The 22,283-nt window shown below is 41.6% G+C and carries 21 protein-coding genes; 6 read left to right on the forward strand and 15 right to left on the reverse strand.

From position 1 onward, the window contains the following. The first annotated feature begins 6 nt into the window (after positions 1 to 6). On the forward strand, positions 7 to 897 hold the full coding sequence (locus LH29_RS12830; protein WP_045030453.1) for a hypothetical protein: 891 nt from the start codon (positions 7 to 9) through the stop codon (positions 895 to 897). A 206-nt stretch (positions 898 to 1,103) separates the two neighbouring features. Here the strand turns inward: LH29_RS12830 and LH29_RS12835 are convergent, their stop codons facing one another. From LH29_RS12835 to LH29_RS12845, 3 genes are read right to left on the reverse strand one after another with little or no spacing between them, the layout of a single operon-like run. Then, positions 1,104 to 1,991 (reverse strand): 3'(2'),5'-bisphosphate nucleotidase CysQ family protein, encoded by an 888-nt coding sequence (locus LH29_RS12835; RefSeq protein ID WP_045030455.1) that lies wholly within the window; start codon positions 1,989 to 1,991, stop codon positions 1,104 to 1,106. 57 nt (positions 1,992 to 2,048) lie between these two features. Then, entirely contained in the window at positions 2,049 to 3,029 is a 981-nt protein-coding gene (locus LH29_RS12840; RefSeq protein WP_045030457.1) for an oxidoreductase family protein, read from the reverse strand. A gap of 20 nt (positions 3,030 to 3,049) precedes the next feature. Continuing rightward, complete coding sequence (locus LH29_RS12845) at positions 3,050 to 4,474, reverse strand: monomeric [FeFe] hydrogenase (RefSeq protein WP_045030459.1); 1,425 nt, start codon at positions 4,472 to 4,474, stop codon at positions 3,050 to 3,052. A 267-nt stretch (positions 4,475 to 4,741) separates the two neighbouring features. Here LH29_RS12845 and LH29_RS12850 point away from each other — a divergent pair, with 267 nt between their 5' ends. Next, a complete protein-coding gene (locus LH29_RS12850; protein ID WP_052670894.1) occupies positions 4,742 to 5,959 on the forward strand; it encodes a serine hydrolase domain-containing protein in 1,218 nt (405 codons plus the stop codon). A 12-nt stretch (positions 5,960 to 5,971) separates the two neighbouring features. Then, positions 5,972 to 6,838, forward strand: coding sequence for a 3-keto-disaccharide hydrolase (locus LH29_RS12855; RefSeq protein ID WP_045030461.1), 867 nt, complete (start codon positions 5,972 to 5,974; stop codon positions 6,836 to 6,838). Here the strand turns inward: LH29_RS12855 and LH29_RS12860 are convergent. The 5 genes from LH29_RS12860 to LH29_RS12880 form a co-directional block, all read right to left on the reverse strand. After that, positions 6,835 to 7,455: a DUF4230 domain-containing protein gene (locus LH29_RS12860; RefSeq protein ID WP_045030463.1), complete on the reverse strand. Its 621-nt coding sequence runs from the start codon at positions 7,453 to 7,455 to the stop codon at positions 6,835 to 6,837. The two genes, LH29_RS12855 and LH29_RS12860, sit on opposite strands and share 4 nt — an antisense overlap. Positions 7,456 to 7,530: 75 nt before the next feature. Then, positions 7,531 to 8,652, reverse strand: a complete 1,122-nt coding sequence (locus LH29_RS12865) for a serine hydrolase domain-containing protein (RefSeq protein ID WP_045030466.1) — start codon at positions 8,650 to 8,652, stop codon at positions 7,531 to 7,533. A gap of 115 nt (positions 8,653 to 8,767) precedes the next feature. Further along, a complete protein-coding gene (locus tag LH29_RS12870) occupies positions 8,768 to 9,505 on the reverse strand; it encodes a LytR/AlgR family response regulator transcription factor (RefSeq protein WP_045030468.1) in 738 nt (245 codons plus the stop codon). Positions 9,506 to 9,520: 15 nt separating this feature from the next. Next, positions 9,521 to 10,537, reverse strand: a complete 1,017-nt coding sequence (locus LH29_RS23845) for a sensor histidine kinase (protein WP_052670896.1) — start codon at positions 10,535 to 10,537, stop codon at positions 9,521 to 9,523. A 550-nt stretch (positions 10,538 to 11,087) separates the two neighbouring features. After that, positions 11,088 to 12,314 carry a dicarboxylate/amino acid:cation symporter gene (locus tag LH29_RS12880; RefSeq protein WP_198152442.1) on the reverse strand — a complete coding sequence of 409 codons (1,227 nt, stop codon included), beginning with the start codon at positions 12,312 to 12,314 and terminating at the stop codon, positions 11,088 to 11,090. Positions 12,315 to 12,699: 385 nt separating this feature from the next. Between LH29_RS12880 and aqpZ the strand changes: the two genes are divergently transcribed. Continuing rightward, positions 12,700 to 13,389, forward strand: coding sequence for an aquaporin Z (gene aqpZ, locus LH29_RS12885; RefSeq protein WP_045030469.1), 690 nt, complete (start codon positions 12,700 to 12,702; stop codon positions 13,387 to 13,389). A gap of 83 nt (positions 13,390 to 13,472) precedes the next feature. Here the strand turns inward: aqpZ and ilvA are convergent, their stop codons facing one another. From ilvA to LH29_RS12910, 5 genes are all read right to left on the reverse strand, one after another. Then, positions 13,473 to 14,732: a threonine ammonia-lyase gene (gene ilvA, locus LH29_RS12890; RefSeq protein WP_045030470.1), complete on the reverse strand. Its 1,260-nt coding sequence runs from the start codon at positions 14,730 to 14,732 to the stop codon at positions 13,473 to 13,475. A 70-nt stretch (positions 14,733 to 14,802) separates the two neighbouring features. Next, positions 14,803 to 15,156, reverse strand: coding sequence for a diacylglycerol kinase family protein (locus tag LH29_RS12895; RefSeq protein WP_045030471.1), 354 nt, complete (start codon positions 15,154 to 15,156; stop codon positions 14,803 to 14,805). 152 nt (positions 15,157 to 15,308) lie between these two features. Then, positions 15,309 to 16,649 (reverse strand): cell envelope integrity protein CreD, encoded by a 1,341-nt coding sequence (creD, locus tag LH29_RS12900; protein ID WP_045030472.1) that lies wholly within the window; start codon positions 16,647 to 16,649, stop codon positions 15,309 to 15,311. A gap of 52 nt (positions 16,650 to 16,701) precedes the next feature. Then, positions 16,702 to 17,013 (reverse strand): winged helix-turn-helix domain-containing protein, encoded by a 312-nt coding sequence (locus LH29_RS12905; protein WP_045030474.1) that lies wholly within the window; start codon positions 17,011 to 17,013, stop codon positions 16,702 to 16,704. Further along, positions 17,010 to 17,639 (reverse strand): hypothetical protein, encoded by a 630-nt coding sequence (locus LH29_RS12910; protein WP_198152443.1) that lies wholly within the window; start codon positions 17,637 to 17,639, stop codon positions 17,010 to 17,012. The genes LH29_RS12905 and LH29_RS12910 overlap by 4 nt, the downstream gene beginning before the upstream one ends. Before the next feature lie 205 nt (positions 17,640 to 17,844). Between LH29_RS12910 and LH29_RS12915 the strand changes: the two genes are divergently transcribed. Together LH29_RS12915 and tnpA are read left to right on the forward strand one after the other, a co-directional pair. Beyond that, complete coding sequence (locus LH29_RS12915; RefSeq protein WP_045030478.1) at positions 17,845 to 18,777, forward strand: CPBP family intramembrane glutamic endopeptidase; 933 nt, start codon at positions 17,845 to 17,847, stop codon at positions 18,775 to 18,777. A gap of 122 nt (positions 18,778 to 18,899) precedes the next feature. Then, on the forward strand, positions 18,900 to 19,319 hold the full coding sequence (tnpA, locus tag LH29_RS12920) for an IS200/IS605 family transposase (protein WP_045030480.1): 420 nt from the start codon (positions 18,900 to 18,902) through the stop codon (positions 19,317 to 19,319). A gap of 217 nt (positions 19,320 to 19,536) precedes the next feature. On the opposite strand, the gene leuB is transcribed toward tnpA, so the two are convergent. Together leuB and LH29_RS12930 are read right to left on the reverse strand one after the other, a co-directional pair. Next, positions 19,537 to 20,601, reverse strand: a complete 1,065-nt coding sequence (gene leuB, locus LH29_RS12925) for a 3-isopropylmalate dehydrogenase (RefSeq protein WP_045030482.1) — start codon at positions 20,599 to 20,601, stop codon at positions 19,537 to 19,539. 48 nt (positions 20,602 to 20,649) lie between these two features. After that, positions 20,650 to 22,230 (reverse strand): alpha-isopropylmalate synthase regulatory domain-containing protein, encoded by a 1,581-nt coding sequence (locus LH29_RS12930; protein ID WP_198152444.1) that lies wholly within the window; start codon positions 22,228 to 22,230, stop codon positions 20,650 to 20,652. Positions 22,231 to 22,283 lie beyond the last annotated feature (53 nt).

Here is a 22,283-nt window from a genome sequence, read left to right on the forward strand (position 1 = left end):
AAAAACATGAATATTATTAAATTAAAGCGATACAAACAAATCCTGATAGCAACGCTACTGCTATTTTCGATGGTAAAATCAGGCGCTCAGGATTCCCAAATACCACAGGGGGAACTTTCTTTCTATCTGAAAGAAGTTAATTCCATGCTGCATGTAGAACTATTTGATAACGGCAGTGGCGAAACATGTTTTGGTGCAGGTGTTCAGTACAATTATTACGTTACACGAGGATTGAGTTTTTCGGGAGGACTGGAGTACCAACCATACCGTTCCAAAATAATTCTTGACGATTTCACCGACAGCTATAGCCTGATTGATTCAGAGGGAGATGATATGATTTTTCGTAGCTCGGCCAATTTATACCGCGAACGACACACTGTCAGGATGCTCAATATTCCGTTGCTTGTTCAATGGGAAACAAAAGGCCTTTCAACCAGCTTCTTTACTGCAACCGGAATTCAACTGGGAATACCACTTGCAGCTAACTACAAGGCGACAGTTGATGGTCTTGAAACTGCCGGCTACTTCCCGCAATGGGACGCCCTTTTAACCAGTCCGCGATTTATGGGATTCGGAGAGTGGGATACGCAACAAAGCGGTAAAGAAAAATTGAAGCTGAAAAGTAGCTATTCATTCCTGTTTGAATTGGGAATAAAACAACGACTAAAAAATGAGTTCCGCCACCTTTATGTAAGTGTTTATCTGGAATTAGGACTTAACGACCTTAAAAACGAAAAAAATCAACAAACTCTTATCAGCTATAACGTGGAAAATCCAACTGATTTCCATTTTTCTTCGGTCATTTACAGCTATTCACAAGCCTCCGGTTACAACTATGTTAATAAGATCAAAAGTCAAAGCGTTGGTTTCAGAATACGATACTCCTTTGGCTGGTAGTTAATCCAAAGGAGATATTTGAGGTCTTCGAGAATGATGAAATTAATGTACCTGCTAATAAAAAAAAGTAACAACGGAACAGTGGTGAAAAAATTAATTCTTGATAGAAAATAGCTTAAATTATAGGAGAGAAAGGCAGTCAATTTATTGGTTGCCTTTTTTTTGTTGATGATGCTGAAAAGGGCGACATTGAAAGGTAAGCTAGACTACAATTTTGAATTCAGGATGGAGTGAATTGTATCAACAATTTCTTTATTACCAGCATACAAAGCTCCGCGGTGATTCATAAAGGTAGAATCGTTGCGGTTTAGGTCGAGAGGTGTGCCATCGAAACTTGTTGCCAGAGCACCAAGCTCGTTAAAAATACATGCTGTTGCGGCAAAATCCCAAAGGCTTCCTCCGCCGGGAGTTGGTTTCGGTAATTTAAAATAGCAGCCCGGCGCCTGATCGAGTGTCCAGATGGCGTTTAAAACAGCACCGGCCTGTTTTTGTAGTTGCAATTGGTTGATGTGCAGTTCTTGCAACTTATCCTCCAATCCGTTGATAAATTTATCGAAATGCTGGTATTTCAGGAAAGTACGGTCCATGTGTAGGGTAAAGGTTCTTTTGCCTTCAAGCTGCAAATCTGGTTGCCAGCTTTTGTGGTTTTTAAAAGCTCCCTGGCCTTTTACTGCGTAATAAAGATTCTGTGTAAGCGGATCGAAAACAACGCCAATTACCGGCTCTCCCGATTTTGAAACCAGGCCAATGGAAACAGCATAACCGGGTGTTTTTTCGGTAAATGCCAGCGTTCCGTCCATGGGGTCGATACACCAGAAATAGTCTTTTTCGAAACGGCTTTTATCGTCAATACTTTCTTCGGTAAGCAAAGCCAGGTCGTATTTTGATAGGGAAGGTGAAAGTACTTCCAGAATGGAGTTTTGCGCTTTTACATCCACCTCGGTAACCACTTGCGAGGCCAGACTGTCGGCCGCTTCCTTATTGTTTACGGCCACATCTTTTGTGGAATATTCGCTAATGAGAGTACCGGCCTTTTGAGCCGCTTCAATGGCCAGTTGTGAGAGTGTCAGTAGATCAGTAGTTGTTAAACGCATATGCAGGATTGATCGATAAATTATAAAATGGAGGGCTAAAGTTACACAAAGTTGGGTTTACTCCGCTAGTTTTTCAATGACTTCGCGCGAAACACGTTCGCTGTACGAATTGATTTTCCAGTGCCCCGGGTGCCAGCCTTTTAAAAAGCGATGAAAATCGGCCCAGGCTATGTGGTACAAATTACGCCAGTCGGCTTCAAGCGAATCGGCATCAATAGTGGTATTTTTCTTTTGAAGGGCTTCACGCAAATGGGTAAAATACATCTCGAGTAATTTGTCTTCGTATTTTTCACAGTCGTTTTCGCTCATGCAGCTGCCAATAAAATAAGCCAGGTCTTTCATTCCACACCCACCGCCAACATATTGAAAATCGACGGCTGCCACACTTTTCCCATCATTCGAAAAACAGAAGTTGGCCAGTTTGGCGTCGCCGTGCACAAGCGTTTGATAAGGACTTTCGCTTAGTTTTTTATCAATAGCGCTCGCGGCATTTTTTAAAGGCAGATCATCCATGGCTTCCAGCTCTTCGGGGCGGGTTTCAAGGTGCCAGTAAGTTCCGGTTTCCCATAAACCTTCGGGTTTTTCTCCCATAAAAGTTGCATGAAAATTGGCCAGCCAGTGTAAACAGGCATTTATATTGTCCCAGTTAACCGATGTGCTTAAACGTTTTGCAAATCCGGTGCTGTCGAGGTCTTCAAAAACCATTAACACTTCGCTGCCCTTTGTTTCCAGCGCATAACATTGTGGTGTTTTACAATCATCGTTGCACTTGGCGTTAAACGACTTGTACCACTCTGTTTCCACCTTGTATGATTTTAATTTCCGCTGATGCGAGAGATCGGTATTCCAACCACGCGGATGCGAACCTCCTTCGGGCAGGTTAACATGTTTTACCACCACACTTTCAAGCTCGTAACCTTCCAGCCCAAAACGTACGATTTCGCCGTATCCGCTCCACAAACTCTGAATAACTTCTATTTCGTAGAGGCTTTCTGCTCCGGTTGATTGTAAAATGATATCCTGAAAATGTTGATCCATGTTTTCCTTTTTTGCGATGTCTAGTCTTTTAAGTTGGCATTGAACAACTTCTTATTGCCGGCCATTTCGCCCAGCGATGCAGGCCCGTTAATACAGCCACCTTCGCAAACCATAAATTCGATAAAGTTTGCCGGAGCTTTTCCACGGGCGTAAGCCTTCATCATTCCAACTGCTTTTTTGTCAACACCGTTAATCACCAGTTCTTTAATGTTTGCCTCGGGGCGTTCGGCTTTAACAGCGGCAGTTACACCTCCCGAAAGCGCAAAACCACGGTCAACGGTCTTTTTATTATGTCGGGCTTCGTTATCGGGAATTCCTCCCAAATCGATATCCAGACCAACAATCAGTGCATTCAGCTCCTCAAACGACATTACATGATCAACTTTATCGTTGCGGCGGGCTTCTTTTCGTTTACCAATACATGGCCCGATAAAAACCAATTTTGTGCCCGGATTTTTCTCGCGGGCAATATCGGCCGCATACATCATCGGCGATGGTGTATCCGATACAAAAGGTTTTAATCCTTTCACGTGTTTTTCGACGGTTTCCACATAACTTGGGCAACAGCTGGTGGTCATAAACGGCGCACCTTCATCAAGGCGTTCCAAAAATTCTGCCGATTCGTGTTCCACTGTTTTACGTGCTCCGTCAGCAACTTCAACCACTTCGTTAAAACCAATTTCTTTTAACAGGTTTTCAATTTGCCCGGTCGACAGGTTAAACTGTCCGTGAATGGCCGGAGCAAAAATAGCGGTGGTATGCTCTTCTTTTCGGATACACATCAGAATATCGATAAGCTGACTCACTTCGAAAATACTGCCAAACGGACAAGCTACCATACATTTTCCACAGTAAATACATTTGTCGTCGTCGATGCGTTCAACACCGTATTCATCTTTCGAAATGGCTCCAACCGGGCACGCCGCCTCGCACGGGATAGGTACGTGGATAATGGCGTGGTACTGGCACTGCTTTTGGCAAATTCCGCAGTTAATACATTTGTCGGTGTTAATTTGTGCCTGACCATTTACCATGCTAACGGCGTCTTTCGGGCAGTTCATCATACACGGACGTGCCACACAGCCACGGCAAAGGTTACTTACCACATACTGTGCTTTTACACAACTTGTACAGGCTTCGTCAACCACGGTCATTATTTCTTTTTTTACTTGTGTGCGGTTTTGGGCATTTTCGGCATAGGTACTAAGGGGAGTCAATTCATCTTTTTCATCGTCAACAGTGTAACCCAGCAAAGGAAACAACTTGTATTTTATTACCGCCCGTTCTTTATGAATACAACAACGGTGTTGGGCTTCGCGGCGTTTTGGTGCCATTTGGATGGGAATGCGGTCGATTTCCTCAACCAGCTTACCATCGGCAAAAAGCCTGACGATTTGTTTCAGTAAATCTCTTCTAATAATCAGTGTGTTACTTGTGTACCCCATGTTGCCTTTCTTTTTTTGACGCCGCAAAAGTACTGCCTTTTTATGTTCCGCAACACCTTTTTAGTGATAAGTTGACTCTTGTTAAGTCAGGGTTAAAACGAAGCAACATGCAATGTTTAAGGCCAACTGAAAAAGTTTGATATATGGTGTTATTATCATAAATTTAGAAGGTGAAAGCGATTGGGATACGCTTTTTTATAAATTTGAAAATGTATTGTGTGCTTCACATTATCAAACAAAAAATAAACTAACATAAAAATAAATCGTATGAAATCTTTCAAAGCTTATTTCCCGTTTTTATTCTTGCTCGTTTTAATTGTTACCGGATGTAATTCAACGCCAAAAGAACAGAAAACAAACACCGGTGCAGTTGCCGCCGATTCGTTAACGGCAGCAGAAAACCTTATTCAGCAGTATATTGATAAAGGTGAGTTGGCCGGTTTTTCAGCACTGATTATTAAAGATGGCGAAGAGGTTTTTAGAATGAACAAAGGTTATGCCGACCGGGAAAATGAGAAACCTATTGAAACGAATACGATTTATCGGATTTTTTCGATGAGCAAACCCGTAACAGCAGTCGCCTTGATGACTTTATACGATGAAGGAAAATTTGACCTGGATGATAAAGTTTCGGATTATATTCCAAAATATGCCGATTGTAAAGTGTACACACCCAGTGAAAATGGTTTTAGTTTGGAACCTCAGGAAAACGAAATGACGATTCGGCATTTGCTGACCCACACTTCCGGAATATCTTATGGTTGGAATCCATCATATGTTGACTCGCTTTATCGGGTAAATGATGTAAGTGGATGGGATGGAAAGCTGGAAGACAAAATGCTTGCGTTGGCTGATATGCCACTTAATTTTCAACCCGGAACTCAATGGATGTACGGGCTTTCGATTGATGTGGCCGGTTACCTCGTGGAAGTGATTTCAGGAAAACCTTTTGATGAGTACCTTCAGGAGCACGTTTTTGGACCGCTAAAAATGGATGATACCGGTTTTTATGTGCCGGAAGAAAAGCACGATCGTTTCTGTAGGCTTTATAATCAGGGTGAGGATAAAATGCTGGCACCTGCTCAAGACCTATTTGCAGATGTATTTAAACAGCCCGTAACACTTTTTTCGGGTGGAGGAGGACTGGTTTCAACCATTGACGACTATGCCCGTTTTTGTAAAATGTTGCTGAACAAAGGCGAACTGGATGGCGCAAGAATATTGGAACCGCATACGGTAGAATTGATTATGAGTAACCAATTGCCGGAAACAGCAACCTACGAAAATGGACAAAAGGGATACGGACTGGCAGGAGCTGTTGATTTTGAAACGGGAGAATACAGTTGGGCAGGCGCAGCTTCCACAAATTTTTGGGTCAATCCAACCGACCAGCTCATCATTATCACAGCTACGCAGATAATGCCGAGTAATTTCGAATATGCAAACGAATTCAAATCAATAATCGACAATACTTATACTAAATAGCCAATATAAAAGATGAAAAATTCAATCCTGCTTCTTTTTTTCACTGTTATACTCCTGTCGTGCAATACATCAAACGAATGGGAATCGTTGATGGATAAAGATCTATCGAAGTGGGACCGGTATTTAAGTTATAAACACCAGTTGGGCTACGACGGGCAACAGCCAAAGGATGCCGACGGCAACTTAATAGAACCTATTGGCTTAAATAAAGAAGGGTATAATGTTTTTACGGTAACCGAACAAGACAGAGAAGATGTGTTAAAAATAAGTGGTGAGATTTATGGCTGCCTGATCACAAAAAAAGAATATCACAATTATCATTTACGGCTAAAAATGAAATGGGGCGATAAAAAGTTTGATCCGCGTAAAAACCTGTTGAAAGACTCGGGGATTTTATATCATTCCATCGGGCCATTGGGAGCTGAATACTGGCGCACATGGATGCTTTCGCAGGAATTCCAGATTATGGAAGGCCACCTGGGAGATTACTGGAGCCAGGTTACTTCGGCCATCGACATACGCGCTTACCTTCCCGAATATATCATGAATCCGGTTGCCGATGCCAGCCAGCCATTTTTGCCAATGGGGCAGGATGAGGATATTCAGGGTTTTTGTCTGCGTAGCGGAAATTATGAAAAAGCGCCGGGAGAGTGGAACTTGCTGGAACTGATTTGTTACGATGGAAACAGCATTCATATGGTAAACGGCGAGGTGGTAATGGTTTTACGTAACTCGCGTTACATTAAAGATGGCGAAACCTTGCCATTGGATAAAGGGAAAATACAGCTGCAAAGCGAGGCGGCAGAGGTTTTTTATAAAGAGATTGAGATTAGGGAACTGGATGAAATGCCGGAATACTTTGCACAGTATTTCAATTAATCTTTCAACAGGTGTTTCACTTTTGCAGCGCTTATTTTACGGTGTTCGGCTTCAAATTGCCAGCCTACGGATTCAATTAATTGCTGTACAAGAGCTATGGTATCGGTGGCCTGGTCTTTCGCAATTTGTACAAGGTGGCTTTCCTCCACTTTTTCACGAATAAATTCTTTCGAGCGTTTATTCATGTTGGTCAAATCCGATTCATTTATTTTGTTGATTATTCCCTTTTGTATGTCGTAATATTCCAGGTCGCTGTCGATGCTAAGAATTTCGGGCTCGGGAAAGCGCGATAGCTCCACTAGTTTTTTATGCGGATTTATATCGATGTTTATTTTGGTGAGATCGAAACCGATCATCACTTTGGCTTTTACAATTAGTAAAGCTCGTTTTTCGGTTTGAAAAAGTTTGAAGAACAACTGTTTCTCATCTCTATGGGTGTATAGTTCCGAGAATTCTCCTTCAACGGTAATTAATTTACAAACCTGTTTTATTTTGTCAAGCAAAATAACCGACTGGTCGTGCAGTTGTTTCTCGTTGCGGTTTTTGTAATAATAAATCGTTCCGAAAATTCCGGCAGCCAGTCCAATAAGTATTCCCAAAAAAATAAGGGTTTCCATAAAAAGTCTTGTTTTGAATATCTAAAGTAAAACTTTTTATAAAAACCCGTGTATTGAAGTTCCGAAAAGAAAATTCTATTCCTCGCTTTCCTCCGGTTTTGGCAGGAAAATGTCGGCCAGTTTAAAAATGGTAGAATTGCTTCGTTCCTGGGTAAGGTTGGTTGTAATTGCTACAACCAGCTCTTCTTTCGGGTAAATAAGCACAGACGAACTACCTCCGTGTACTGATCCTTCGCGACCGTAAAATACATTTCCTTCGCGGTCGCGTAAAATTAGCCAACCGTTGGCAAATTGCGCTACCTGATTGTTATTCAGCTCAACAGGATCAAAAAGATGAGCCCGTGTGCTGTCGTTCAGGTAATCGGAATTGAAGTAGATATCGGTGAGTTTTACCAAATCTTCGGCACTTGATAAAAGCCCTTCAGATGGAGCCCGCCAACGTAAATCGGTAGTCATGGCGTTTACCACCTGCGCAATAATATTGTGATCGTAAAAATTAGTGCGTCCTTCTATTGTTGAAAACGGATTATCAGGACAGGTACTTTCGAAATGCAGCGTGTCGGTTACGTACTCTTGCAGCAACTCATTAAACCGCTTTCCCGATGCTTTTTCCATAATAGCGCCAAGCAGGTTAAAATTCAGGCGACTTTCCATGTGGAATTCTCCCGGGGGTGCCATCAACTCATCATCCTGAAACGTTTCCAAGCCTTTCTGCAGCGTAATATTTGTTGCCTGCCAGTTATTTTCGGTGTTGTTCATCTCTCTGAATCCCGAGGTGTGATTTTTAAGATTTTTGATGGTAACCGGAAGTCGTTTTTCCGGAAAATCAGGGAGATAATGCTGTATGGTAGAATCGGGATTAAGTGTGCCGTCTTCCACCATTTTTAAATAAATAATTGTGGTGTAAATTTCGGATAAGTCTCCGATCCGGAATTTTGTATCACGGGTAACTTTCACATCAAGATCGGTCGAGGCACGACCAATTCCCTCAGAATAAATAAGTTTCCCGTTTTTGGCAATAGCGATTTGTGCCCCCGGAATAAAGTTCGTTCGCAAATAAGTTGAGAGTTCTTTTCTAACTTCTTTAATCTCGTCGATGTACGCTTTGTCGTACAGAATGTTGTTGTTTGCTTTTTTACAGTTTGTTAGCGCTACCACAACAAAAAACAAAATAAAAACTTGGATTACTCGCTTCATTTTTACTGGGTTTTTAAACTGGTTTTAACTCTAAAAAACAGCTGCAAAAATATAAAAATTGAAAAAGTGTAAGCGTGAAATTTTGTTAAAAAACACAGGTGTCCGGAGCTGTTGGTTAAAGAAAATTCTTTTTCTGAAGCAGGTTTTGGAAAGCAATTTTATAGGTGCTGCTAACCGGAATAAGTTTGTCTTTTATTTTAATGGTATTGTTTTCAATGTAGTCGATCTTATCGATTGAAATGATATACGATTTATGCACACGGATAAATTTCTGCTCATCCAGTAATTCCTGCATTTTTTTGAAATTCAGGAGGGTCATAATCCGGCTGTCTTCGGTGTGAATTTGCAGGTAATCGCGCTGCCCTTCGATGTATAAAATCTTATCGAAATACACTTTAACCGTTTTATTCCCCGATTTTATGAAAGTATATTCCGGGTGATCGTTATTTTCTGCCGGCTGCTGCGCCGGTGCCGGAGTATGGTTGTTCTGGTCTTTTAAAAAGCGGGCATAAACCTTTTCGGTGGCTTTTACAAAACGCTCGAAAGGAATGGGTTTTAAAAGGTAATCTACCACATCTAACTCGTAGGCTTTTAGGGCATATTCGTCGAAGGCAGTGGTTAAAATTACGTATGGCGGATCTTTTAAGGTTTCGAGTAACTGGATGCCGGTAAATTCATCCATTTGAATATCGAGGAAAATAAGGTCGACTTTGTTCTCGCGCAGAAATGAAAAGGTTGACAAGGCATTATCGAAGGTGCCCAATAGATTGAGGTAATCAATTTTTTCGGCAAAACGTTCTATCTTTTTTAAAGCCAAAAGTTCATCGTCAACAGCTATGCAATTCATTTTCATAAAAACACTCTTTTATTATACCGGCACTTTTATATGCACATCAAATTTATCCATATCCTTTTTAATATCAAAAGTAAAATTGCTGCCATAAAGGAGTTTTAGGCGCTTTTCAACATTTTTTAATCCCGTTCCGGTGCCACTGTCGGGCAGTTTAAAATTGTTGCGTTTTACAATGTTCGATGTGCGCAGTTCAATACAGTCGCTATCAATGGAAAAGTTAATTTTTACACCGGGCGATTCCGATTGTTTATTGCAATGTTTCACCGCATTTTCAATTATCGGGATAAACAAAAGTGGCGGTACAAGTTGCGAATTAGGTGCTCCTTTTTGTTCAAATTTTAAGAATTCAGGATCGGCAAAGCTCAGTTTCGCCAGCTCCAGGTAGTCTTGAATATAACTGAGTTCCTTGTCCAGTTTCACCATCTCATGTGTTGATTCCTGCAACATGTAACGCATAATTTTCGATAGCAACACAATGGCATTCGATGCCTTTTCTTTGTCCTCGTAAATAAGCGCATCAATATTATTTAGCACATTAAAAAGGAAGTGCGGATTTACCTGCGAGCGTAAAATGCCCAGTTCCGATTGCACGGTTTTGCGCTCCAGTTCGGATTGTGTTAACTGAAATTTGTACGAATAGCTGAACAGCTTAAAGGCGGTGGCTGTACCGATGATCATAAAATTGTTAAGCAAGGCCGAGAACATTTCGGCACTAAACGGGCGGCGTACTACCCAAAATCCCAGTAATGGTTGGATGTTCAGTTTTATAAATTGCGAGATGGCAATATTAAGCGCAATGATTATTGCCGTGCCAAGAATAAAAATTTCAAAACGCCGCTTTTTAAATACAAAACGCGGAATGAGGTATTCGATAACAATGTAAACGCCGATAATGTCGATGGGGATGTAGATGATATTTATAAAAGCTTCAATTACAAAACCAACCGACAGAAGGTACGGAATGGTGTAAAAAGTAAAAATAAATATCCAAAACAGTATGTGGTTTAGAACCCGGTACTTAAAGATCTTCATTGTATTATTAAATGCATTTACAATACAATGGTAAACCATTTATTTGAATAATCCATTGATTTTCTGCCAATAAGCCAATAAATTCGTCTAGCTACACTACTTTAAAAGAATCTGAATTATGCAGATTAAAAAGTGTTTTTTGCAGATGATTTTGCGCTGTTCGCAGATGCGATTAAAAATATCCAGTGCTTGTAAATTTTATGCAGTCGTGATGTAGCCTGGCATAAGAAACCTCCTTTTTGCCTTTTCAGGCGGAATCTACTCTTTGGCTTTGCCCAAAGAGTAGACAGAAAACCCAAGGCTGCGTCCGCTTCTCTCGGAAATTCTACGCGATGACGACTAAAATTCCTGAAACTCGTCGTACCTCCTCAAACATCAGTAATTTTTTAACGCTGTCACCGCTTGATTTCCGGCTCACCGGCCGAGGCCGAAGCGTAGGTGTGGCTATTGCAGACGATACCAAAGTGGACCGGTTTCTTTTTAATATGCTTCAAGTTGGAGCATAGCGGAAATCCCAATTATAAGTAGAGTTCAAATACGAATGCCGCCTTTAAATGGCTACAGTTGTTTCCTCATTTTCCGAACGGGCTACAGTAACAGCTCCGCAACTGTCGCTCCACACGTTTACGGCGGTGCGCAACATATCCAGAATCCGGTCAACGGCTAAAATAAGCCCGATTCCTTCGAGTGGCAATCCAACGGCAGTCAGAACAACGGTAATCATAACCAGTCCTGCCATTGGTATTCCGGCGGCACCAATCGATGCCAGCAGAGCCGTAATCACCACAAATACCTGCTGCGTAAACGACAAATCAACGCCGTAAGCCTGCGCAATAAACATGGCAGCCATACACTCGTAAAGTGCAGTTCCGTCCATATTTATCGTAGCTCCTAAAGGCAAAGTAAAACTGGTAATTTTATTTGATACGCCGCTTTTGTGCTCCAGCGCTTCCATGGTTAATGGCAACGTTGCACTCGACGACGATGTTGAAAATGCAGTAAGCAGGGGAGTGGCCATATTTTTTAAGTGTGCAAATGGTTTTGCCTTCCCGATAAAACGTACAATAAGCGGTAGAATGATAAGCGCATGAATCAATAGACCCGCAATTACACACAAGCTGTAAATTGCCAGGCTGCCGGCAATGTTGGCCAGTTGTTCTGAATTGCGCGCTACTTCTCCGGCAACGATACCAAAAATTCCGAGCGGAGTGAATTTGATAATAAACAGTGTTACTTTCATCATCACCTCAAAAACGGCATCGAAAAAAGTTTTTAGGGAATTTTTATACGTTTCGTCAACTTTTGTAATAAAGTATCCAAAAACAATGGCAAAAAAGATCACCGACAAAATGGTTCCCTGTGCCATGGCATCAACAATATTATCCGGAATAAGGCGGTAAAGAATATCTTTTACCGATCCTGCTTGTTCGGCCAGGCCTTCTACCGATTGGGTAAATCCAAGCTCTACACCAACGCCGGGTTTTACCAGGTTAACGATAAGTAAACCGGTTAAAATGGCCAGTGTACTTGTTCCCAGGTAATAAATCATTGTTTTAAATCCCAGCCTTCCGAGGTTGCTGCCTTCGCCCATGCTGGTTACTCCACTGATGATTGAACTCAGGATCAGCGGAATGATCACCATTTTTAATGCGCGAAGAAAAATATCACCCATCCACGAAGTATAATCGGTTGCATTTGGTGCAAAATAACCAAACAATACAGCCAGTATCAGTGCGATAAGAATTTGCCAGTGTAATTTAATTTTCAGAATCTTCATACCCTTTTATTGCCTTTTTTTGGATTGAAAAACCAAATCTATCTGCACAGAACCGATTTCGCTTTTCGTGATGATTTTTATTTTGATGCCGGTTTAATTAAGGAGTCGCTAATTTATTCTTTTTCGCCGATGTAGCAAACAAAACTGACATCGAGCAATGCCTGAAATGTAAAATTGCCAGGTTTTAATCCGTTTTGTAGAAATTGATCAAATCAAAAACTGAAAAAGATCAGGTTTTATATGCCTCCGGAGAGCGGGAGGCAGTCTTTTAAATATTTGCTTTTTTCTTTCAATTGCCCTAACTTTTCTTGGCAAAACAGTTAGAGCTCGTATTTAATTGTTTAGCATTTGTTCTAAATGAATTTCCAAATAAAAAAATTAACGTATGAAAAAATTAGTTGCTGAATTTTTCGGAACCATGTGGTTGGTTCTCGGAGGTTGTGGAAGTGCTGTGCTCGCAGCCGCTTTCCCGGAGTTGGGAATTGGGTTTGCCGGTGTGGCCCTGGCCTTTGGTTTAACCGTTTTAACCATGGTTTATGCAATCGGGCATATTTCCGGTTGTCATTTAAATCCTGCAGTTTCGGTTGGCTTATGGATTGGCGGCCGTTTTGATGTCAAGGAGCTTATTCCCTACATTGTAGCCCAGGTGCTGGGGGGTATTGCCGGTGCCGCTGTGCTTTACATTATTGCAACCGGTAAGTCCGGTGCCGAAATCGGAACTTTTGCTTCCAACGGTTATGGAGCCTACTCGCCGGGAGGTTATGGTATGGTTGCAGCCCTGGTTTGCGAGGTGGTGCTTACCTTTTTCTTTCTGATCGTTATTTTGGGCGCAACACATTCAAAGGCACCAAAATACCTGGCAGGTGTTGCCATTGGATTGTGTTTAACTTTAATTCACCTAATTAGCATTCCGGTTACCAATACATCGGTAAACCCGGCACGTAGTACCAGCCAGGCAATTTTTACCGGTAACGGTGAATTGATCGGACAGTTGTGGCTGTTTTGGGTAGCACCGATAATTGGTGCAATTTTGGCCGGTATCGTGTATAAATACCTTTCTCCTGAAGAAGAATAATTACGCTGAAATATACAAAAAGAGCCATCCGTCAGTTGACGGATGGCTCTTTTCACATATTATCTGATTTGTTTTAGCAACGATCAGATTAAAAACTGAAAGAGATCAGCTTTTTCATTCAGGTACTCGTATATAAAACCGTTTTCATCCATACGTTTTACAAGGCCATGAAAATCTTCTTTTTTCTGCACCTCAATTCCGATAACAGCCGGGCCTTTTTCCCGATTTGTTTTTTTCGAGTATTCAAAATGGGTAACATCGTCGGTTGGGCCAAGAACCACATCAACAAATGTACGCAGGGCTCCTGCACGTTGTGGGAAGCGCACAATAAAATAATGTTTCAGCCCTTCGTAAAGTAACGAGCGCTCTTTTATCTCCTCGGTGCGGGTGATGTCGTTATTGCTTCCGCTAACGATACAAACTACATTTTTCCCTTTAATTTGCTCGCGGTAAAAATCAAGAGCGGCAATCGACAGTGCTCCTGCCGGCTCAATTACAATGGCATCGCGGTTGTAAAGCTCAAGAATTTTAGTACAAATCTTTCCTTCCGGAACCGATTGAAATTCGTCAACCACCTTTTTACATATTTCGAAAGTAATTTCGCCAACGCGCTGAACAGCTGCACCGTCAACAAACTTATCGATGTTCTCCAGCTTAATTACGCTGTTGGCTTCCAGCGACTTTTGCATCGATGGTGCACCCGCAGGTTCTACTCCAATAATTTTTGTGTTCGGACTGATTTGTTTAATATAGGCTCCAACACCGGCCGCCAAACCACCACCTCCGATGGGAATAAACAAATGGTCGATCGTTTCGGTAGAATCCTGCAAAATCTCCAGCCCCACGGTTGCTTGTCCTTCAATAATTTGCGGATCGTCGAACGGATGGATAAATACCATACCGGTTTTCTGGCAGTCTTCCAAAGCTGCACGGTGGGCATCGTCGTAAGTATCGCCGGTAATAACTACCTCAACGTGCGTTTTTCCAAACATTTTTACCTGTTTGATTTTTTGCTTGGGCGTTGTAGTAGGCATGTAAATTTTGCCTTCAATACCTAAAAGCCGGCACGAGTAGGCAACACCCTGTGCATGGTTTCCGGCACTGGCGCAAACCACCCCTTTTTTGCGCTCGTCATCCGAAAGTTGTGCAATTTTATTATAGGCTCCACGAATTTTGTAGGAACGAACGATTTGCAGATCTTCGCGTTTCAAAAATACGTTGGCGCCGAATTCTTCTGATAAGTTCAGGTTTTTTTGAAGGGGGGTGTGTAATACAATCTCACACAGGTTGTGCTTTGCGGTGGTTATATCTTTTAACTGAGGAAAATATTTTGTGTCGCTCATTATGCAATTTTTTTGCAAAGATATATGGGACACCGCTAAAAGCAAGCTCGCCGGATAGATTTTATGACTTTTAACAGAAGATAATTACACCAATGATTGCCGCCATTACAGAAACGATTAAAACTGCGGCTGCAGAAATATCTTTTATGATTTTGATCTGTCTATTTTTCTCCGGAGAAATAAAATCACAAATGCGCTCGATGTCTGAATTAAATGCTTCAGCTCCTAGTACAATTCCAACACAAATAGTAATCAGCATCCATTTGGTTCGGGTAATTTCGACAAGCCGACTTAAGGTGGTCACAACAGTTATAGTTGCAAAAATTTGAATTCGAAAATTTATTTCCTTTTTCCATAAGTGCCATAGTCCGTTAAGTGCATATTTAAAGCTGTGTAGCCTTTTTGCTAGAAAGACGTTTTTCATACTATTAAAATTGTTTGTTTCTAACGGTATAGTATGGAACTCGCTCGTGTTTTAATAGTCCTTCAGGGGGTAATGTTATACATGCTCGTTTCATGGCTGGAAATTTTTTTGACATTTCCTCCCGGAATACCACGGGAGGAAATGTGTGATTCTTATTCTTTATACCAGTTTACTTTTCGGGTTGAATACATTAATGCAGCCAGTAGTACAAATAATCCGATACTGCCGGTTAGTAATGCAAACGATTCGAGTTGTAGCAGGATAAAAATAAAACTGTAACAGCCTGCCAAACCTAAACTTGTTCCCAGTTGGTTTTTAAGTTTTGGCATAAAACTGCGCGTGTAAAAGAACACCAGTATAATTACTGCCAACGCAGCAACAAGATACGCGAGGTTAAAACCCAGGTGCTCGGAAATGGACAACAGCAGCAAATAGAAAATGCTGATTGCCGATCCCACCATAATGTACTGAAACGGGTGAATGCGCTCTTTTGACAGCACTTCGAACATAAAGAAAACCACAAAAGTGATGATAATGATGAGGATAGCGTATTTCGCGCTGCGGATGTTTTTTTGATAATGATCGGCAAGGCTCACCATTTCAACACCGAATTTTGAATTTTCAATGTCGTTTTGATTTAAGGATTGGTTGGTGCTTATCCATTGTTGCGGATAGTTGCGGTTAAAATGCAATACGCTCCAGTCGGCCTGAAAACCATTGTCATCCACATTACGGTCGGCAGGCAGGTAATTGCCTGTAAAACCCGGATCGTTCCAGGTCGACTCCAAATGAACTGAGGTTTGTTCGCCCAGCGGAGTGAACATCAGGTTTTGGCTGCCTTTTAACTGCAGTTTAATAGTAAATGCTCCGTTCAGGTTGCTGGTATAAATCTCTTTCAACGGAATGGAAACACCGCTGTGTCCGATTGGCGATGAAGCTTTCCCGGGCGAAAATGTATAGGCTTTGTCGTTCCAGTTCAGTTCCAGCCCTTTGTTTATACCTCTCAGGTCGCTAATTGATAATTGCAACTGGGCATCTTCCCACATTATATCCGAAGATTCGATGTTTTGTTTCTCCAGATCGATGTCTTTAAAATTTCCGGTTATCGCAAGTTCTGCCTCGTAAACATCAACATTGTAAATGCTGCGCTGCAATTGTTTGGGTAGCAATGTTCCGTTCACCGATAATTCTTTTGGCAGGAAAGTGGCGTAACGTGTTACTTCGTTGTACGTGTCTTCCTCCTCGTTGTAAATTTTCTTTTTAAAAGGAACAAAGAGTACGGGGCCACTAATGAGCTGTTCGTTCGACCATTTGCACATCACTTCGTCCACAACCTGAAAGGAATTGCTCTGGCGCTCGCCAATTAGCTCCATTATCATTACTTTGGGTATCAGCAGAATAATGATTAGCATCCCGATTACTAAAAGTTTGAACGACAATGTTCTGTGGAATCTGATTCCAAGGCGGTCTAAAATGTTTTCTTGTTTTTCCATGTTTAATTGTTTTGAAAGTACTTTGAGGTACAAAGTAGAATGATAAAAAAAATTATTTGTTTGTAATATTTTGATTTTTTATTAGATCTTCCAATGCTTTTAAATGCAGCTCAAAAGCTTTACTACCGCTTGATGTAACGGCGTAGGTAGTGTTGGGCTTTTTGCCCACAAAGGTTTTATTCACCGAAATGAATTTTTCCTTTTCCAATGCTTTAATGTGGCTGGCCAGATTGCCATCGGTTAATTCGAGCAGGTCTTTCAGTTCGTTAAAACTTAAGCGCGAATTCACCATCAAAGCAGCCATAACGCCCAGCCTCACTTTGTTCTCAAAGGCTTTATTCAGATTTTGAATCGGATTCTTCACGCTTCTGAATTTTTGTTTTCACGATTTAAGAACATAAATCCGTAAATAATATGAAGGATCCCAAAACCAATGGCCCAGAAATAAAGCCCATATCCAGGAAATATTGCTGCAAGTAATCCTAATACGATCTCAACCAAACCAAGACTTAAAATCTCGGGACGGGTATATTTTGCCGCGTTTACCAATGCCAATCCGTAAAAAATAAGGAAACACGGACTTACAACACCGTAGTATCCACGTAATGCCAGTATCGTGGTTAGTATTCCACCTGTGGCCAAAGGAATAAGCAGATTGATGAGTAGCAGTTTTGAGCCCGGTCCCCAAATGGGTTTTTGCTCCTTTTTAGCCTGTTTTACCGTTAAAACGTAAATGGTGAATAGCGAAAGAACGAGTACCGTAATACCGATTATAAAGATAGACGTTAGTGTGTCGTTTATGTATTCCTGCCTGGCATCGGATGGAAATTGAATATAAACGATGCGGTAGGCAAAAAAAGCACCAATCAGCGCATAGATACCCACCATTATTCCTGATAGTCCGCTTAGTGACAGGAAGCGGCTTGAGCGCTCCATAATGTTGCGGATGTCTTTTAATTCGCTTAACAGCTTTTCTGATTCGTTCATCATGAAAGTACTTTGAAATACAAAGTAAGTAAATGTTTTTCAGAAATAAAATAGGGGGAGCATTTTTAATGCAATTTTTTTTGGTTTAGGATAGGAGAGTACCGTTAATCAGAAATGTATATTTTAGAACGATAACTTTTGCTTGACCGTTTAACAAAATGTTCTAACTTCGCTAACACTTAAAACCTTCAAAAAAAATTGAAAAGAAATGAAACATTTATCACGCGCTTTCGATGGCGAAAATCAATGGTGGAAATTTGTAGTGGTAATTCTTGTGGCCCTGGGCGTTGGGCAAATAGTTGGTGCTATTCCGCTTATTGTTGTAATGGGAATATCCATTGCGAAGAATGGGGGGCAGGTAGCAACACCAGAGAACCCGATGGATTTATCGGCTTATGGAATTAATCCCAGCCTTGGCTTAGCACTAATGGTTATTCCATTTATAGTAACACTTGTTTTGGCCATTGTTTTGATAAAGTCGTTTCATCAACGAACTTCAAAAGATGTGGTGAACGGAGGACAAGCTTTCAGGTGGAACAGGTTTTGGTTGGGCGTTGTTGTGTGGGGTGCAATTATGTTGATATTATTCTTCGCGCAGTTAGCTATAAGTCCCGAAGAACTCGAGTTTCGTTTTGATCCGGCTGCATTTATTCCCCTGGTTTTTGTGGCTGTACTGTTAATTCCAATTCAGTCGGGCACCGAAGAATTTATCTTTCGTGGTTATCTGGCGCAGGGAGTTGCCGGATGGACAAAACGCCGCTGGGCAGTTATTCTGATACCTTCGGTTCTGTTTGCGTTATTACATGCCGCCAATCCCGAAGTGAAAGAACACGGCTTCTGGATGATGATGCCCTCGTACTTTGTTTTTGGTGTTGCATTCGCAATCACAGCAGTTCTTGATGACGGAATTGAATTAGCCATTGGAATACATGCCGTTAATAATACACTGGGCGCACTATTGGTTACCAGTAAAGAATCAGCGATACAAGTTCCGGCGTTGTTTTTCCAACAGGAAACTGATCCTGTTAAAGAATCGCTGGTTTTAGTGCTCTCATCGGTAGTTTTGCTGGTGGTTTTTAAACTGATTTTAGATTGGGATTTTTCGGTTATCTGGAAGAAGATAGAACCGGAGTCGGTATAGTTAAATCTTCTCAATTGCTATTTTTTGCCGTCAGCTTTAGCTGACGGATGATAAGGTGCAGATCTAAGGGCTTCAGTCCAAAACAATTTTGTACATTAGACTAAATATTTAATCTCAATCACATGTCATACACAACAATTTGGCTCCATTGTGTTTGGTCTACAAAAAATCGTGAATGTATCATTTCGAATACCTTTCGACCTGTTCTTCTTAATCATATAAGGGAAAAGGCAAGTGAAAAAGGTATTGTTCTCGATTACATTAATCTTCATAAAGATCATGTGCATGCACTAATAAATCTTGGTAGAAAACAGACTATAGCAGATGTAATGCAGCAACTGAAAGGTGAGAGTTCGTATTGGATTAATAAAATGAATGTGATGCCGGTAAAATTTTATTGGCAGGATGATTATTTCGCTGTTTCAGTAAGTCAATCACATGTGGTGAGAGTGAGAGAATATATAAAAAATCAGGATGAACATCACAGAAGATTGACATGGGAAGACGAGGTTGATCAGTTTTTCAAAAGATATAATTTTTAGAAGATTAGTGGCTAAAGCCGGGAGTCTGAACTATATTATTATTCCGTTGGTTAAAACCAACGGCAAAGGATAAATGTATTTCATTTTTATTTCTGAGATTTGGATATCTTTTGCCGTCAGCTTCAGCTGACGGATACATAAAATATGGAACAAAAAAATAACCGATCTCCAGAGAGATCGGTTATTTTTATAGAAGGCGGTTAAAAACCGCATATTCTTAGTTCTTTTCGATCCAGTGAGCGATCCAGTCGCCAACTGCCGATGTACTTTGTGCCGGTCCTTCAGCAATGTCTTCGGTAACAAAACCTTCAGCCATTGACGCTGCAACAGCATCGCGGATCAATTTACCTTCTTCTTTCAGGTCGAAAGCATATTCGAACATCATGGCTGCCGAAAGGATGGTTGCAATTGGATTAGCAATGTTTTTACCTGCAGCCTGCGGATATGAACCGTGGATGGGCTCGAATACCGAAGTGTGGATACCAACCGATGCAGAAGGCAGCAATCCAAGCGATCCGGTAATTACACTGGCCTCGTCGGTAAGAATATCACCAAACATGTTTTCAGTTACCATTACATCAAAGTTCTTTGGCCACTGAATAATTTGCATTGCAGCATTATCCACAAACATGTACTCTGTTTGGATATCAGGATAATTTGGAGCCATTTCCTGGGCAACTTCACGCCATAAACGCGAGCTTTCCAATACGTTGGCTTTGTCAACCACAGTAAGTTTTTTGTTGCGTTTGGCAGCAAATTCGTAACCCAGTTTCAAGATACGCTCAACTTCTTCGCGAGTGTAAATACAAGTGTCGAAAGCCGTATTTCCATCGTCTTTACGACCTTTTTCGCCGAAATACATTCCACCGGTTAATTCGCGGATGCAAACAAAATCAGCACCTTCAACCAATTCGCGGCGAAGTGGCGATTTGTGCAACAACGATTCAAAAGTTTCTACCGGGCGGATGTTGGCATATAGTCCCAACTTCTTACGCATGGCCAGCAATCCCTGCTCAGGACGAACCGGCGCTTTTGGGTTGTTGTCGAATTTTGGGTCGCCAATAGCACCAAAAAGCACAGCATCCGATTTCATACACAATTCGTGCGTTTCTTCCGGATACGGATCTCCAACTGTGTCGATGGCAATGGCACCTGTTAGTGCCTCGGTGTATTCTAATTCGTGATTAAATTTATTTGCAACAGCTTTCACTGCTTTCATGGCCTGATCAACTATTTCAGGACCAATCCCGTCGCCGGGCAATAATGCAATGTTAAGTTTCATTTTCTTAAAAGTTTTCGGACACACAAAACTGCAGGTCCGAGGTCGTTTTTATTTTTCGTTTTTTAATTCTTCCAGTTTTGTGGAGTTGAACTCGTTTTCAATAATGTTCAACATTCGGGTTGTTGCCAGAATTGCAGCGGCGTTCTGATCAGGATGCAAACCTTTAGTCTTAAATTCGTGATCGTTGCGCCAGGTAATAACTGTTTCAACCAGGGCATTGGTGTTACCGCCCGGAGGAATGGTTACCACATAGTCAACCAGCATCGGGAATGCTTTGTCGAGACGTTCATAAATCTTCCGCAAAGCTTTTACAAATGCGTCGTATTGTCCGTCGCCATCGCTGTATTCCTCGTAAATCTTTCCGTCAATTTCAAGCGAAACATTGGCCATCGGGCGCAAACCCATAGTGTAACTTATCGAGTAATTCACCACTTTTACACGTTGATCAAAAAGATCATTCTCCAGAACATCGGCAACAATGTATGGCAACTCGTCGCTGGTGATGGTTTCTTTTTGGTCGGCCAGTTCAATAACCTTATCGGTAACTTTTTTCAGCGATTCTTTGTCCAGCTCAATGCCAAGGTCTTCCAGGTTCTTTCTGATGTTGGCTTTGCCCGAAGTTTTTCCCAAAGCGTACTGGCGTGTCCGGCCAAAACGTTCCGGTAGCAAGTCGTTGAAATACAGATTGTTTTTACTGTCGCCGTCGGCATGAATTCCGCTACATTGGGTAAACACAAATTCACCAATCAATGGTTTGTTGGTTGGAATACGAATTCCAGAAAATGATTCAACCAGTTTCGAAACCTTATTTAACTGAGCTTCATTCACACGGGTTTTCATTTTCAGGTGATCTTTTATGGTGGCAATAACACTCGAAAGGGGAGCGTTACCGGCACGTTCACCCAGTCCGTTAACCGTGGTGTGGATACAACGAATTCCGGCTTTAAGTGCATGAAATACGTTAGCAATGGCCAGGTCGTAGTCGTTGTGCGCATGAAAATCGAATTCTACGTCAGGAAAGCTTTCGATCATTTCGTGGCAGAAATCGTAAGTCTCGTCCGGATCGAGGATGCCTAATGTATCGGGAAGCATAAAACGCTCCACCTTTTCATCTTTCAGGCTCGCTATCATAAAATGAACGTAGTCCTTTGAGCTGCGCATACCGTTCGACCAGTCTTCAAGGTAAATGTTTACCCTGATTCCCATTTCGTCGGCATAGTTTAGTACCTGTTTGATGTCGTCAACATGCTGTTCCGGCGTTTTCCGCAGTTGCTCGGTAACGTGTTTATACGATCCCTTGCACAGCAGGTTAATCACTTTCCCTCCGGCTTTGGCAATCCACTCCAGCGAAATTTTTCCATCAACAAATCCAAGTACCTCAATTTTATCGAGGTGACCTTTCTGAGCCGCCCAATTCATTACCTTTTGAGTGCCTTTAAATTCTCCTTCCGACACCCTTGCCGAGGCAATTTCAATGCGGTCTACTTTCACATCCTCAAGCAGCACCTTGGCTACACTTAGTTTTTCCCCTTCGCTGAACGAAACCCCGGAGGTTTGTTCTCCATCGCGAAGGGTGGTATCCATAATGGTCAGGCGCTTACCTGAAATTTCTACTGCTTTGCCTGTCATTTTTGTCTGTCTGTTATGTATAGAGGGCTTCACAATCGGTGAAACCCTCCATA

Source organism: Draconibacterium sediminis (assembly GCF_000949475.1).
Classification (GTDB): domain Bacteria; phylum Bacteroidota; class Bacteroidia; order Bacteroidales; family Prolixibacteraceae; genus Draconibacterium; species Draconibacterium sediminis.

Bases quoted from the DNA above. Each gene is read 5' to 3' on its own strand.
- LH29_RS12830 (WP_045030453.1), top strand. From the start codon at position 7: ATGAATATTATTAAATTAAAGCGATACAAACAAATCCTGATAGCAACG.
- LH29_RS12835 (WP_045030455.1), bottom strand. From the start codon at position 1,991: ATGCGTTTAACAACTACTGATCTACTGACACTCTCACAACTGGCCATT.
- LH29_RS12840 (WP_045030457.1), bottom strand. From the start codon at position 3,029: ATGGATCAACATTTTCAGGATATCATTTTACAATCAACCGGAGCAGAA.
- LH29_RS12845 (WP_045030459.1), bottom strand. From the start codon at position 4,474: ATGGGGTACACAAGTAACACACTGATTATTAGAAGAGATTTACTGAAA.
- LH29_RS12850 (WP_052670894.1), top strand. From the start codon at position 4,742: ATGAAATCTTTCAAAGCTTATTTCCCGTTTTTATTCTTGCTCGTTTTA.
- LH29_RS12855 (WP_045030461.1), top strand. From the start codon at position 5,972: ATGAAAAATTCAATCCTGCTTCTTTTTTTCACTGTTATACTCCTGTCG.
- LH29_RS12860 (WP_045030463.1), bottom strand. From the start codon at position 7,455: ATGGAAACCCTTATTTTTTTGGGAATACTTATTGGACTGGCTGCCGGA.
- LH29_RS12865 (WP_045030466.1), bottom strand. From the start codon at position 8,652: ATGAAGCGAGTAATCCAAGTTTTTATTTTGTTTTTTGTTGTGGTAGCG.
- LH29_RS12870 (WP_045030468.1), bottom strand. From the start codon at position 9,505: ATGAAAATGAATTGCATAGCTGTTGACGATGAACTTTTGGCTTTAAAA.
- LH29_RS23845 (WP_052670896.1), bottom strand. From the start codon at position 10,537: ATGAAGATCTTTAAGTACCGGGTTCTAAACCACATACTGTTTTGGATA.
- LH29_RS12880 (WP_198152442.1), bottom strand. From the start codon at position 12,314: ATGAAGATTCTGAAAATTAAATTACACTGGCAAATTCTTATCGCACTG.
- aqpZ (WP_045030469.1), top strand. From the start codon at position 12,700: ATGAAAAAATTAGTTGCTGAATTTTTCGGAACCATGTGGTTGGTTCTC.
- ilvA (WP_045030470.1), bottom strand. From the start codon at position 14,732: ATGAGCGACACAAAATATTTTCCTCAGTTAAAAGATATAACCACCGCA.
- LH29_RS12895 (WP_045030471.1), bottom strand. From the start codon at position 15,156: ATGAAAAACGTCTTTCTAGCAAAAAGGCTACACAGCTTTAAATATGCA.
- creD (WP_045030472.1), bottom strand. From the start codon at position 16,649: ATGGAAAAACAAGAAAACATTTTAGACCGCCTTGGAATCAGATTCCAC.
- LH29_RS12910 (WP_198152443.1), bottom strand. From the start codon at position 17,639: ATGATGAACGAATCAGAAAAGCTGTTAAGCGAATTAAAAGACATCCGC.
- LH29_RS12915 (WP_045030478.1), top strand. From the start codon at position 17,845: ATGAAACATTTATCACGCGCTTTCGATGGCGAAAATCAATGGTGGAAA.
- tnpA (WP_045030480.1), top strand. From the start codon at position 18,900: ATGTCATACACAACAATTTGGCTCCATTGTGTTTGGTCTACAAAAAAT.
- leuB (WP_045030482.1), bottom strand. From the start codon at position 20,601: ATGAAACTTAACATTGCATTATTGCCCGGCGACGGGATTGGTCCTGAA.
- LH29_RS12930 (WP_198152444.1), bottom strand. From the start codon at position 22,230: ATGACAGGCAAAGCAGTAGAAATTTCAGGTAAGCGCCTGACCATTATG.